This window comes from Streptomyces sp. AF1A (genome assembly GCF_047340315.1).
Taxonomy (GTDB): domain Bacteria; phylum Actinomycetota; class Actinomycetes; order Streptomycetales; family Streptomycetaceae; genus Streptomyces.
Genome location: NZ_JBLEBI010000033.1, coordinates 1 through 12,100, shown reverse-complemented (window position 1 = coordinate 12,100; position 12,100 = coordinate 1). Strand labels below are relative to the sequence as shown.

13 protein-coding genes and 1 riboswitch are annotated in these 12,100 nt (G+C 71.6%); of the genes, 7 read left to right on the top strand and 6 right to left on the bottom strand.

Annotated elements, in window-relative coordinates; translation table 11 throughout:
- Window positions 1-14: 14 nt before the first annotated feature.
- A complete protein-coding gene (locus ACLU3S_RS13075; protein ID WP_413951959.1) occupies window positions 15-731 on the bottom strand; it encodes an AAA family ATPase in 717 nt (238 codons plus the stop codon).
- 159 nt (window positions 732-890) lie between these two features.
- A riboswitch (glycine riboswitch) is annotated at window positions 891-988 on the top strand.
- A 156-nt stretch (window positions 989-1,144) separates the two neighbouring features.
- Between ACLU3S_RS13075 and gcvT the strand changes: the two genes are divergently transcribed.
- The 6 genes from gcvT (at window position 1,145) to ACLU3S_RS13045 (ending at window position 7,653) form a co-directional block, all read left to right on the top strand.
- Window positions 1,145-2,263 carry a glycine cleavage system aminomethyltransferase GcvT gene (gene gcvT / locus ACLU3S_RS13070; protein WP_413951958.1) on the top strand — a complete coding sequence of 373 codons (1,119 nt, stop codon included), beginning with the start codon at window positions 1,145-1,147 and terminating at the stop codon, window positions 2,261-2,263.
- Between the two features lie 135 nt (window positions 2,264-2,398).
- Entirely contained in the window at window positions 2,399-2,776 is a 378-nt protein-coding gene (gene gcvH, locus ACLU3S_RS13065) for a glycine cleavage system protein GcvH (RefSeq protein WP_413951957.1), read from the top strand.
- A gap of 14 nt (window positions 2,777-2,790) precedes the next feature.
- Window positions 2,791-4,059 carry a serine hydroxymethyltransferase gene (glyA, locus tag ACLU3S_RS13060; protein ID WP_413951956.1) on the top strand — a complete coding sequence of 423 codons (1,269 nt, stop codon included), beginning with the start codon at window positions 2,791-2,793 and terminating at the stop codon, window positions 4,057-4,059.
- 83 nt (window positions 4,060-4,142) lie between these two features.
- Window positions 4,143-5,510, top strand: coding sequence for an L-serine ammonia-lyase (locus ACLU3S_RS13055; RefSeq protein ID WP_413951955.1), 1,368 nt, complete (start codon window positions 4,143-4,145; stop codon window positions 5,508-5,510).
- 520 nt (window positions 5,511-6,030) lie between these two features.
- On the top strand, window positions 6,031-7,062 hold the full coding sequence (locus tag ACLU3S_RS13050) for a phosphatidylinositol-specific phospholipase C domain-containing protein (protein WP_413951954.1): 1,032 nt from the start codon (window positions 6,031-6,033) through the stop codon (window positions 7,060-7,062).
- Between the two features lie 36 nt (window positions 7,063-7,098).
- Window positions 7,099-7,653, top strand: a complete 555-nt coding sequence (locus ACLU3S_RS13045) for a glycoside hydrolase family 25 protein (protein ID WP_413951953.1) — start codon at window positions 7,099-7,101, stop codon at window positions 7,651-7,653.
- A gap of 10 nt (window positions 7,654-7,663) precedes the next feature.
- On the opposite strand, the gene ACLU3S_RS13040 is transcribed toward ACLU3S_RS13045, so the two are convergent.
- The 3 genes from ACLU3S_RS13040 to ACLU3S_RS13030 form a co-directional block, all read right to left on the bottom strand.
- Window positions 7,664-8,326 (bottom strand): NADPH-dependent F420 reductase, encoded by a 663-nt coding sequence (locus tag ACLU3S_RS13040; protein WP_413951952.1) that lies wholly within the window; start codon window positions 8,324-8,326, stop codon window positions 7,664-7,666.
- Between the two features lie 176 nt (window positions 8,327-8,502).
- The gene (locus ACLU3S_RS13035) at window positions 8,503-8,715 is read right to left on the bottom strand and encodes an EF-hand domain-containing protein (protein ID WP_413951993.1); all 213 of its coding nucleotides are present in this window, start codon (window positions 8,713-8,715) and stop codon (window positions 8,503-8,505) included.
- Window positions 8,716-8,774: 59 nt separating this feature from the next.
- Window positions 8,775-9,686 (bottom strand): MerR family transcriptional regulator, encoded by a 912-nt coding sequence (locus tag ACLU3S_RS13030; protein ID WP_413951951.1) that lies wholly within the window; start codon window positions 9,684-9,686, stop codon window positions 8,775-8,777.
- Between the two features lie 48 nt (window positions 9,687-9,734).
- On the opposite strand from ACLU3S_RS13030, the gene ACLU3S_RS13025 reads away from it, so the two are divergent.
- Window positions 9,735-10,388, top strand: coding sequence for an N-acetyltransferase family protein (locus ACLU3S_RS13025; protein WP_413951950.1), 654 nt, complete (start codon window positions 9,735-9,737; stop codon window positions 10,386-10,388).
- On the opposite strand, the gene ACLU3S_RS13020 is transcribed toward ACLU3S_RS13025, so the two are convergent.
- Both ACLU3S_RS13020 and ACLU3S_RS13015 read right to left on the bottom strand, forming a co-directional pair.
- Window positions 10,359-11,546 (bottom strand): hypothetical protein, encoded by a 1,188-nt coding sequence (locus tag ACLU3S_RS13020; RefSeq protein WP_413951949.1) that lies wholly within the window; start codon window positions 11,544-11,546, stop codon window positions 10,359-10,361. The genes ACLU3S_RS13025 and ACLU3S_RS13020 overlap by 30 nt on opposite strands.
- A partial coding sequence (locus tag ACLU3S_RS13015) for a polysaccharide deacetylase family protein (protein ID WP_413951948.1) occupies window positions 11,546-12,100 on the bottom strand: 555 nt, incomplete at its 5' end. The genes ACLU3S_RS13015 and ACLU3S_RS13020, both read right to left, overlap by 1 nt.

The following is a 12,100-nucleotide window of genomic DNA, read 5'->3' as shown; positions in this document are numbered from 1 at the left end:
CCTGGATCACCTGTTCACAACCTCCCCGGACAGAACAACCAGCCGTCGGCCGGGTCGGCGAAGCCGATGCGCTCCAGAGTGCCCGCCGCGGCGCGGTCCAGGAGCAGTGCCGAGTCGCAGCCCGCGGGGAGCCGGCCCTGCTCCACCGCGCCGAGGAGGCGAGCGGTCGTACGGCGGTGGCGGGCGAAGGCGTAGGGGGAGACGCGGCGGCCGCGGTCCCGCTGGCCCGCCCGGGCCGTCTCGGGCGGGACGTCGAGGAGCAGCAGGTGCAGGGTGCCGCCGCGGCGGCGGGCGGCCCGGGAGAGCCAGGCGCGCACCCAGGCCTGGGTGCCGCAGTCGTGCACGACGACGCCCTCCCCGCCGCGCAGGGCCTGGCGCAGGGCGGCGTAGTGGGCCACGCGGACCAGGGGGCGGTAGAGGGCGTACGGCAGGCCGCGGGGCAGGCGGGCCGCGAAGCGGTCGCGGGTGTCCTGGGAGTCGACGCGGCGGCCCGCGACCGCGCGGCGCATCAGCGTGGACTTGCCGCCGCCGGGCAGGCCGGTGACGACCACGACGTCGCGCGGGCCGAAGAGCAGGGCGCGCGGGCTGCGGCCGGCCCGGTCGCGCAGGTCGCGGACGACCGGTGCGGGGGACCCGGCACGGCGCCCGTCCGCCCGGGCGGACGGCTGCCGGGGCAGCGCGATGCCGGTGGTGGGGGCCGTGCCCGTCGCGAACGCCCTGGTCCTGTCCACCGTGATCCCCTCCCTGCGGCTCGGTAATATCCATGCCCAGCCGACGTAAAGAGAAGGTAATCCCGAACGTGGGCGGGCGCGTCCCCGTGCTGCCACAGGTCGGTTACAAAACTCCGCTCGGCGTGCGATGATGTGGCCGCCAACTGCATACCGGCCGCTTGAATCCGCGCGGGAGAGTCCCCAGCAGCCTTCGCTGGGGCGCCGAAGGAGCAAGTCCCTCCCTTGAATCTCTCAGGCCCCGTTACCGCGCGGGCGAGGCACATCTGAAAAGCGGGCCGCTCTGCCAGTGGCTCCACCCAAGGTGCAAACCGTGATCGCCCCTGTGGCGGTCCCGGCGAACCTCTCAGGTTCCGATGACAGATGGGGAGGACCTTCCTCGCCCCATCCCTGTTGCCCTGGGAGACGACCGACCGATGAGCAGTACCGAACTCCGTCACACCGCGCTGGATGCCGTGCATCGCTCGCTCGGTGCGACGATGACCGACTTCGCCGGCTGGGACATGCCGCTGCGCTACGGCTCCGAGCGCGACGAGCACCTCGCCGTGCGGACGAAGGCCGGCCTCTTCGACCTCTCCCACATGGGCGAGATCACCGTCACCGGCCCCGCGGCGGCCGCCCTCCTGAACTTCGCCCTGGTCGGCAACATCGCCTCCGTCGGCGTCGGCCGCGCCCGCTACACCATGATCTGCCAGGCCGACGGCGGCATCCTGGACGACCTGATCGTCTACCGGCTCGCCGAGACCGAGTACATGGTCGTGGCCAACGCCTCGAACGCCCAGGTGGTGCTGGACGCGCTCACCGAGCGCGCCGCCGGCTTCGACGCCGAGGTCCGCGACGACCGGGACGCCTACGCCCTGATCGCCGTCCAGGGCCCCGAGTCCCCCGGCATCCTGAAGTCCCTCACCGACGCCGACCTGGACGGACTGAAGTACTACGCCGGCCTGCCGGGCACCGTGGCCGGCGTCCCGGCGCTGATCGCCCGCACCGGCTACACCGGCGAGGACGGCTTCGAGCTGTTCGTGAAACCGGAGCACGCCGTCGAGCTGTGGCAGGCCCTGACCAAGGCCGGCGAGGGCGCCGGCCTGGTGCCGTGCGGCCTGTCCTGCCGCGACACCCTGCGCCTGGAGGCGGGCATGCCGCTGTACGGGCACGAGCTGAACACCTCCCTCACCCCGTTCGACGCCGGGCTCGGCCGGGTGGTCAAGTTCGACAAGGAGGGCGACTTCGTGGGGCGCGAGGCGCTCGCCGCGGCCGCCGCCCGCGCGGAGCAGAACCCGCCGCGGGTGCTCGTCGGCCTGATCGCGAAGGGCCGCCGGGTGCCCCGCGCCGGGTACGCCGTCGTCGCCGGCGGCGAGGTGATCGGCGAGGTCACCTCCGGCGCCCCCTCCCCCACCCTGGGCAAGCCGATCGCCATGGCCTACGTCGACGCGGCCCACGCGGCGCCGGGGACCGAGGGCGTCGGCGTGGACATCCGGGGCAGCCACGAGCCGTACGAGGTCGTGGCGCTGCCGTTCTACAAGCGCCAGAAGTAGACACTGGGCGCGATCGCGTCCCACACCGGGCCGGTCCGTGGCAGGCGTGTGACTCTGCGCACATCCGCCTGCCCACCATCGTCTCCGCAGTCCCCCCTACATCAGCACTCCCGCGCGTACAGGAGAATTCAGGCCATGAGCAACCCCCAGCAGCTGCGCTACAGCAAGGAGCACGAGTGGCTGTCGGCCGCCGAGGACGGCGTCGCGACGGTCGGCATCACCGAGTTCGCGGCCAACGCGCTCGGCGATGTGGTCTACGCCCAGCTCCCCGAGGTCGGCTCCACCGTCGAGGCGGGCGAGACCTGCGGTGAGCTGGAGTCGACCAAGTCCGTCTCCGACCTGTACTCGCCGGTCACCGGTGAGGTGACCGAGATCAACGAGGACGTCGTCAACGACCCGTCGCTGGTGAACTCCGCCCCCTTCGAGGGCGGCTGGCTGTTCAAGGTGCGCGTCGCCGAGGAGCCGGCCGACCTGCTCTCCGCCGACGAGTACGCCGCCCACACCGCCGGCTGAGGAGTCGTAGCCGTATGACTGTCCTGAACACGCCTCTGCACGAGCTGGACCCGGAGATCGCCGCCGCGGTCGACGCCGAGCTCGGACGCCAGCAGTCCACCCTGGAGATGATCGCCTCCGAGAACTTCGCGCCGCTCGCGGTGATGGAGGCCCAGGGCTCGGTGCTGACCAACAAGTACGCCGAGGGCTATCCGGGCCGGCGCTACTACGGCGGCTGCGAGCACGTGGACGTCGCCGAGCAGATCGCCATCGACCGGGTCAAGGAGCTGTTCGGCGCCGAGTACGCCAACGTGCAGCCCCACTCCGGCGCCTCCGCCAACCAGGCGGCCCTGTTCGCGCTGGCCCAGCCCGGGGACACCATCCTCGGCCTGGACCTGGCGCACGGCGGCCACCTGACCCACGGCATGCGCCTGAACTTCTCCGGCAAGCAGTTCGACGTGGTCGCCTACCACGTGGACCCGTCGACCGGCCTGGTCGACATGGCCGAGGTGGAGAGGCTCGCCAAGGAGCACCGCCCCAAGGTGATCATCGCGGGCTGGTCGGCGTACCCGCGCGAGCTGGACTTCGCCGCCTTCCGCCGGATCGCCGACGAGGTCGAGGCGTATCTGTGGGTGGACATGGCGCACTTCGCGGGCCTGGTCGCGGCCGGTCTGCACGCCAACCCGGTGCCGTACGCCGACGTGGTCACCTCCACCACGCACAAGACGCTGGGCGGCCCGCGCGGCGGCATCATCCTGGCCCGCGGCAAGGACTTCGCGAAGAAGCTGAACTCCTCCGTCTTCCCGGGCTTCCAGGGCGGTCCCCTGGAGCATGTGATCGCGGCCAAGGCGGTCTCCTTCAAGGTCGCCGCCTCGGAGGAGTTCAAGGAGCGCCAGCGCCGTACCGTGGAGGGTGCGCGCATCCTCGCCGAGCGTCTGACGGCGGCGGACGCCCGCGAGGCGGGGGTGAACGTCCTGTCCGGCGGCACGGACGTGCACCTGATCCTGGTCGACCTGCGCGCGTCCGAGCTGGACGGGCAGCAGGCCGAGGACCGGCTCCACGAGGTCGGCATCACGGTCAACCGCAACGCCGTGCCGAACGACCCCCGCCCGCCGATGGTCACCTCGGGCCTGCGGATCGGCACGCCCGCCCTCGCGACCCGCGGCTTCACCGCCGAGGACTTCGCCGAGGTCGCGGACGTGATCGCCGAGGCGCTGAAGCCGTCGTACGACGCGGAGGCCCTCAAGGCGCGCGTGAAGGCGCTCGCCGACAAGCACCCGCTGTACCCGGGCCTGAACAAGTAGGCCCGGCCGAGCACGTCCCCGGTGGGGTACCCGAGGAAGATCCCGCAGGGTGCCCCACCACCCCCCTGTCTTGAGGAGTGACCGTGGCCATCTCGGTCTTCGACCTGTTCTCGATCGGCATCGGCCCGTCCAGCTCCCACACGGTCGGCCCGATGCGCGCGGCGCGGATGTTCGCCCGCCGGCTGCGCAACGAAGGGCTGCTGGAAAGCACCGCCTCCGTCCGCACGGAGCTGTACGGCTCGCTGGGTGCGACCGGGCACGGCCACGGCACCCCGAAGGCCGTGCTGCTCGGCCTGGCCGGCGACTCGCCGCGCACGGTGGACGTCGAGACGGCGGACGCGCGCGTGGAGGAGATCAGAACCGAGGGCCGGATCCGGCTCCTGGGCGACCACGAGATCGCCTTCGACGTCGACAGGGATCTCGTGCTGCACCGCCGCAAGGCCCTGCCGTACCACGCCAACGGCATGACGCTGTGGGCGTACGACGCCTCGGGCGCGGAGCTGCTGACGAAGACGTACTACTCGGTCGGCGGCGGCTTCGTCGTGGACGAGGACGCGGTGGGCGCGGACCGCATCAAGCTCGACGACACGGTCCTGAAGTACCCCTTCCGCACGGGTGACGAGCTGCTGCGCCTGACGAGGGAGACCGGCCTGTCCATCTCCTCCCTGATGCTGGAGAACGAGCGCGCCTGGCGCACGGAGGAGGAGATCCGCGCGGGCCTGCTGGAGATATGGCGGGTGATGCGCGCGTGCGTGGCCCGCGGCATGTCCCGCGAGGGCATCCTGCCGGGCGGCCTGAAGGTGCGCCGCCGCGCGGCGAACACCGCGCGCAAGCTGCGCTCCGAGGGCGACCCCCAGGCCCTGGCCATGGAGTGGATCACGCTCTACGCGATGGCCGTCAACGAGGAGAACGCGGCGGGCGGCCGCGTGGTGACGGCGCCGACGAACGGCGCGGCCGGCATCATCCCGGCGGTCCTGCACTACTACATCAACTTCGTGCCCGGCGCCGACGAGGACGGCGTGGTCCGCTTCCTGCTGGCCGCCGGCGCGATCGGCATGCTCTTCAAGGAGAACGCCTCCATCTCCGGCGCCGAGGTCGGCTGCCAGGGCGAGGTCGGCTCCGCCTGCTCGATGGCCGCCGGCGCCCTCGCCGAGGTGCTGGGCGGCTCCCCCGAGCAGGTCGAGAACGCGGCCGAGATCGGCATGGAGCACAACCTGGGCCTGACCTGCGACCCGGTCGGCGGACTGGTCCAGATCCCGTGCATCGAGCGCAACGGCATGGCCGCGGTGAAGGCGGTCACGGCCGCGAAGATGGCCATGCGCGGCGACGGCTCCCACAAGGTCTCCCTGGACAAGGTCATCAAGACGATGAAGGACACCGGCGCGGACATGTCGGTGAAGTACAAGGAGACGGCCCGGGGCGGCCTCGCGGTGAACATCATCGAGTGCTGAGTGTGGGCCCTGACCGGCGCGTTCGCTTCGTTCGGCGCTGTCAGGGCCTTCCCTGCCCACCCGGCGGGAAGTCCGTCTCACCTGGAGATCCGCGCCATCGCTCGACACCGACCGCCCTCCCCGACGCGACACCCATCTGAGGGAAGGGACCCGAACCCCGATCGCGCCGGCGTGCGCGGCGCCGATACCCCTCGCCCCACACGGCCGGGTGCACCGGGCCGCCCGCATACTCCTGGGTCGCGCCGGCCGAGGTTCGGGCATCCGGGCTGAGCCCCACCCGAATCATCGCGCCGGTATCCCGTGAGCCCGTGGCGTCCCGGTCCGCCTCTCGGCCGGCGTGCCGCCCCTGCCCCCGACGCGGTGCGCCGCGCAGTACCCCGGTGAAGCCCGGCGATCCGGCCGCCCGCCATGGCGTCACCACACGCCCCGAGGCGACCGATGTTCCTCCAGGGGCTACCGTGCGGTAACCACCCGGCCCTACTCTTCCGCCAACTCTGCGATGGAGAAGGGGAGTTGGCTAATGGGCGCATGGAGACGGGCGGCCGGGCTCATGGGGGCCGCGGCGCTGCTGATGGTGGGGCCGGGCACCGCGCACGCGGCGTCGGCGAAGTTCTCCGAGACGACGGCGATCGGCACGCACAACGCCTACGACAAGGCCAAGTACACGTACTTCGCACAGGCGTTGGACTCCGGCGCCTCGCTGCTGGAGCTGGACGTGTACGTGGACAGCCTCACCCACCGCTGGCGGGTCAGCCACAGCAACCCGCTGGGCAACGACAACAACTGCGAGGCGGCGAAGACCCCGAGCCGGCTCTACAGCACGAGCCGCAACCAGGACTTCGGCAGTTGCCTGGACAACATGGCCGCCTGGAACCAACTGCACCCCGACCACCCGCCGATCGTCGTCAAGGTCGAGATGAAGGTCGGCTTCAACAACAACGCGGGCCTCGGACCGGACGCGTTCGACACGCTGGTCGCACAGAAGCTGGGCGGCAGCGTCTACCGGCCGGCCGACCTGCTGGGCGGCACGTACTCCTCCCTGGACGCGGCCGCCAGGGCCGACGCGTGGCCCTCCCGCGACGCGCTCAGGGGCAAGTTCCTCTTCGAGCTGATCCCGGGCACGGTCGAGCAGGCCAACCCCTTCGACCACTACTGGACGGACGAGGAGTACGGCGACCACCTGCGGGACCTGTACGCGGCCGGGCGGATCGGGCAGGCCGAGGCCTTCCCCGCGGTGCTCGGAGCGGAGAACGGCGACCCGCGCGCCGGCCGCTACGACGCCTCCATCCGCCCCTGGTTCGTCTTCTTCGACGGTGACGCGGCGACGTACGTCGACAAGGGGTACGACACCGCGTTCTACGCCGCGAACCACTACATCCTGATCACCACGGACGCCGCCGGCGTGTCCCCGGCCATCTCCTCCACCAACCCGACGGACGCCGAAGTCGCCGCCCGGCTCGCCCTGCTGGCCAAGGACCACGCCAGCGTCATCACCTCCGACTGGGCGGCGAAGCCCGCGTCGGTGCTGAGTTCGGTCACCACCCGAAGCTGAGGTTCCGGATGCCCCCGCAGGGGGCACAAATCAGGCATGCTCCACGGCATCGACGTAAGCGCCTACCAGCCCTCCGCATACGACACGGACGGCCTCTCCTTCGTCTTCATCAAGGCGACGGAGGGCCGTTCGTACGTCAATCCGCGGCTCACCGCCCAGACCAAGAGGGGCCGCGACGCCGGGCTGGTCGTCGGCTTCTACCACTTCCTGTGGCCCGGCAACCTCACCGCCCAGGCCGACTACTTCCTCCAGCACGCCCCGGACCGCCCCGGCGACCTCCTCGCGGTCGACTGGGAGACCACCGGCGACGGCACCCACGCGAGCAACGCGGAGAAGGACGCCTTCATCCGCAGGCTGAAGTCCCTTCGCCCGCACAACCGGGTGGTCCTCTACTGCAATCGCAACTTCTGGCTGACCATCGACACGACCTCCTACGCGGGCGACGGCCTCTGGATCGCCGACTACGTCACCGCGGGCAAGCCCCGCATCAAGGCGCACTGGCGCTTCCACCAGTACACGAGCACCCCCCACGACAAGGACGTGGCCAACTTCGCGAGCAAGGCCGCGCTGAAGGAGTGGGCCACGCCCTAGCGCCGGGAAGCTAGCCCCGGAACTCCGCCGGCCGCTCCGGAGATGCCTCCGCGAGGGCCTTCCTGACCGCTTCCGCGCCGGCCCTGAGGCCGTAGACCGGGGTGCCCGGCTGCTGGCGCCAGGAGTCGTCGAGGCCGCCCGCGTCGACGGTGTCGAAGCCGAGCTCGTCGATGAGGTCGCGGACGACCTGCTTGGCGGCCTCGTCGTCGCCGGCGACCGGGAGGGCGAGGCGCTCGGGGTCGCCCGCGGGGCGGGGCCGGTCCAGGAGGTCCTGGGCGTAGGTGCCGTTGAAGGCCTTGACCACCGGGTGGCCGAGGTGCCATTCGGTCCAGCGGCTCTCGGTGAGGCCCTCGTCCTCGATGCCGGCGATCCGGCCGTCCCGCTGCTGCGGGTAGTAGTTCCCGGTGTCGATCACCGCGACGTCCTCGGCCGCCCCGTCCAGCAGGCCCTTGGGGAGGCCCGGGACCGCCTTCAGGGGGACGGTGACGATCACGACCTGGGCGCCCTTGGCCGCGTCCGTGGCCCGGACCGGGGTCGCGCCGGTCTCCTCGGCCAGGTCCCTGAGCGTCTCGGGACCGCGGGAGTTGGCCACGGAGACGTCGTGGCCGAGGGCGGTGAGCCGCCGGGTGAGGTTGCCGCCGATGTTGCCCGCGCCGATGATGCCGATCTTCATGACAGGCCCTCCGGGTTCGATCCATGCGTGTGCATGCGACTGTCCCCGGCGACAACCTCCTCGGCGCGGGCCCTATTCCGGCGCCGCGGCGAACCGGTGAACGCGTTCACCGCGACGGGCGAGCGCACGGCGAAGGGGGGCGCCCCGTCGGCGCGGGCGCCCCCCTTCGCCGGGGGTCACTTGCTCAGGTAGGCCCAGAACTCGTCGAAGGACAGCACCTTGTCGCCGTTGAGGTCACGGGTCCTGATGATGGCCTCCGCCACCGTGTCGGTGACGTTCCAGTCGCCCCCCTGGGCGAGGGCGGACTTGAACTCGGCGGCGGTGATGAACCCGTCACCGTCCGCGTCGATCCGCTGGAACTGCTTGCGTGCTTCCTCGATGTCCGCCACCGATCCGCCCCTTTTGTTCGTGTTTCTCATGCCGTGCTGGCGTACTGACGCTGGTCAGGTTAACGGCCCGCACGAGCCTCCAGTGCGGCGACCACCCAGGCGAAGTCCTCCTCGTGCGCGGTAACGGGCGTTCCCTTCAGGATGCCGATCAGTTCCCGGTAGCGGGCGAGCCGGATGTTGTGGGTCGCCTTCATCCGTTCCAGCACCGCGGCGCGGTCGGCGTTGCCGAGCAGGTCCCGGAGCACCTCGTCGGCCTCCGGTGCCTCGGGTGCGATGCCGCGCTCGCGGGCCCGGCCCACCAGCTCGACCAGCCGCTTGACGAACCACAGGGACGCCCCGGCGGGCGTGTCGTGCCGCCGGTCCGCGGCGTTGAACTCGGCCGCCCTGCGCATCTGCGCCCGGAAGCCCGGGTCCTGGATCAGCTCGGCCAGCTCCACCCACGCGTCCACCTGCTCGGGCGTCGGGTCGTCCGGCAGGCTGACGGCGGTGCTGCGCATCCGGTCGCGGATGTCCGAGTCCGCGGTGTCCAGCCCCTGGAACATCTCCTCGACGAACTCCTCGAGGATCCTCCTGCGCTCCGCCGCCGAGAGCCGCGCCAGTTTGTTCATCAGTGTCATCTCCTCCGCCGTGGAACCCCGTCGGGCGACCGTCGACAGCACCGCCCGGGTCACCCTCAGCGACCGGATCTGCGCGTCCAGCGCGGCCACGTGGGTGGCCGCGACCTCCGCCACCGTCCGCTCCCCCGCCAGCACCTGCCGCACGTCGTCCAGGCCGAGGCCCAGCTCGCGCAGGGTGCGGATCAGCTCCAGGCGGGCGGCGCAGGACGCGTCGTACAACCGGTAGCCGCCTGCGGAGCGGCTCACCGGGGTGAGCACGCCCTCGTCGGACCAGTAGCGGATGGTGCGGACGGTCAGTCCGGTGGCCCGGGCCAGCTCGCCGATGGTGAAAAGTCCGGTGCCGTCGTCGATCATGTCTGCGAGTCTGGGCCTTCCAGTGGGTGGAGACTCAAGGAGCGGGCCTTGACGACCTTGCGGGACATTCTCGACGCGGCGGCGCACGGCGTCTTCCCGCCGGCGGACGGCCGGACCACCGTCGTACCGCAGCCGTCCCCGAGGGACGCGGGGGTGATGTCCTTCACGGCGCACTCGGTGGTGTTCACGGACGAGGACCCGGCGTGGGTGTACGACAGCCTGCGCGGGCTGGACTGCGACCCCCTGGCCGCGACGCTGAACCCGCGCTTCCTGACCGCCCTCATGGAGCGGACCGGGCGCTCGGCGGAGACGATCGACGCGGTGCTCGTGGGCTCCCCGCTGCCCGGCGCGCCGCCGCTCGGGCTGACGGAGATCGAGGACGCCGCCCATCCCCGCATCCGCTACGCCGGCCGGCGCCGGGACGAGGTGCGCGCCTGGACGGCGCGGGGCGGGGTGCTGGTGGTGGGGCGCGGGGTTGCCGGGCGGCTCGAGGTGTCGGTCGAGGTGGACGAGGACGCACGGCACCGGGGCCTGGGGCGGCTGCTGGTGGCCGCCGCACGGCATCTGGTCACGGAGCCGCTGTGGGCCCAGGTCGCGCCCGGGAACGCCCGCAGCGTGCGGGCGTTCCAGGCGGCCGGTTACCGTGCGGTGGGCGCGGAGGCGCTGCTGCTGTCAGCGGAAGACGCCCGTGTGCCCCAGTGAGTAGCGGCCCGGCTGCGGATAGACGGCCAGGCCGTGCGGGCCGTTGCCGACGCGGATGCGGGCGAGTTCGGCCCCGGTCCGGGTGTCGATGGCGTACACCTCGGAGTTGTAGCGGCCGGAGAGCCACAGGACCTTACCGTCGGCGGAGACGCCGCCCATGTCGGGGCTGCCGCCGCCGGGCAGGCGCCACTTCCTGGTGAGCCGGTTCCGGGCGAAGTCGAAGACGGAGATGGTGCCCTCGCCCCGGTTGGAGACGTACATCTCACGGGAGTCCCGGCTGACGTAGAGGCCGTGGGCACCCTTGCCGGTGTACAGGAACGTCGGCTTGGTGAACTTGTCGCCGTCCAGAATCCACAGGCCGTCGGCCATCATGTCGGCGATGTAGAACAGCTTGCCGTCCGGGGCGACCTTGACGTCCTGCGGCATCGCCCCCTGGAACGGCAGCTTCTCCTGGCGGACCACTTTCATCCGCGCGGTGTCGACCTTGAGGATCTCGCCGCTGAACTCGCAGGAGACGATGAAGTAGCGGCCGTCGGCGGAGAAGTCGGCGTGGTTGACCCCGTGGCAGGTGACCGGCACCGACTTGACGACCTTCATGGTGTGGGCGTCGCGGAAGACGAGCTCGCGGTCCATGGAGGCCATGACGACGGCGTACTTGCCGTCGGGCGTGAAGTACAGGTTGTAGGGATCGTGCACGGCGACCGGCTTGCCGGCCTTGCCGGTCCTCGGGTCGATGGGGGTCAGGCTGTTGCCGAGGTCGTTGTTGACCCACAGGGTCTTCAGGTCCCAGGAGGGCACGACGTGCTGGGGCTGACGGCCGACCTGGAGGGTGTCGATGATCTTGTAGGTCCTGGGGTCGATGACGGTGACGGTGTCGGAGTTGGTGTTGGGGACGTACACCCGGGAGGGGAAGCCCCTGACCACCGGGGAGAGCTGGTTGGGCCGGTCGGCCGCGTAGATGTCCTTGGGGTCCTCGACGGGTGGCATCCCGGGCAGCACGTCCACCCGTTCGTTGTTCACCTGCGGCTGGGCCGGTGCCTTGCTGCCGACGGCCTGCTTCTCGGGGTGCTGTTCCCCGCCGCTGCACGCGGACAGCAGCGACAGGGCGGTGAGGGCGGCACCGGCGGCCAGCAGGCGGGCGGCGTTCGTGGTTCGCATCAGCTCAGCAGCTCCGTGGTGGTGACCGCGCGCAGGCCACGGCGGTCGAGTTCATGGAGGACGTCGGGAAGGGCGGCGACCGTGTCGGGGTACCCGAAATGCAAGCTCACCACGGAGCCGCTGCGCACCTCCGCGAGGACCTTGCGGGTGATGGCGGCGGCGCCCGGGCGGGTGTAGTCGAGTGAGTCGACGTCGTACGACAGCACGTGCGGGTAGCCGGCGGCGCGGGCCAGCCGGGCGACGAGCGGGGAGGCGGTCGGCGAGCGGGAGGGGCGGAACCAGGTGCCGATGGATCCGGTGAGCCGCTTCAGGCGGTCGGCGCAGTCGGTGATCTCCCTGCGGGCGTCCCCCTCGGCGAGGGAGTCGACGGCGATGTGCCGCTGGGTGTGGTTGCCGAGGTCGTGGCCGCCGTCGAGGATGCGGCGGGCGATGTCGGGGTGTTCGTCCAGCCAGGTGCCGACCGCGAGCACGGTGAGCCGGGCGCCCTGCCGCTCGGCCGTGGTGAGCAGGGAGCGGGCGATGCCGGGGTCGCCCTGGCCGTGGAAGGTGAGGGC

Coding starts and splice junctions, on each gene's coding strand:
- ACLU3S_RS13050 (WP_413951954.1), top strand. CDS start 6,031: ATGGGCGCATGGAGACGGGCGGCCGGGCTCATGGGGGCCGCGGCGCTG.
- glyA (WP_413951956.1), top strand. CDS start 2,791: ATGACTGTCCTGAACACGCCTCTGCACGAGCTGGACCCGGAGATCGCC.
- ACLU3S_RS13020 (WP_413951949.1), bottom strand. CDS start 11,546: ATGCGAACCACGAACGCCGCCCGCCTGCTGGCCGCCGGTGCCGCCCTC.
- ACLU3S_RS13040 (WP_413951952.1), bottom strand. CDS start 8,326: ATGAAGATCGGCATCATCGGCGCGGGCAACATCGGCGGCAACCTCACC.
- ACLU3S_RS13030 (WP_413951951.1), bottom strand. CDS start 9,686: ATGATCGACGACGGCACCGGACTTTTCACCATCGGCGAGCTGGCCCGG.
- gcvT (WP_413951958.1), top strand. CDS start 1,145: ATGAGCAGTACCGAACTCCGTCACACCGCGCTGGATGCCGTGCATCGC.
- ACLU3S_RS13045 (WP_413951953.1), top strand. CDS start 7,099: ATGCTCCACGGCATCGACGTAAGCGCCTACCAGCCCTCCGCATACGAC.
- gcvH (WP_413951957.1), top strand. CDS start 2,399: ATGAGCAACCCCCAGCAGCTGCGCTACAGCAAGGAGCACGAGTGGCTG.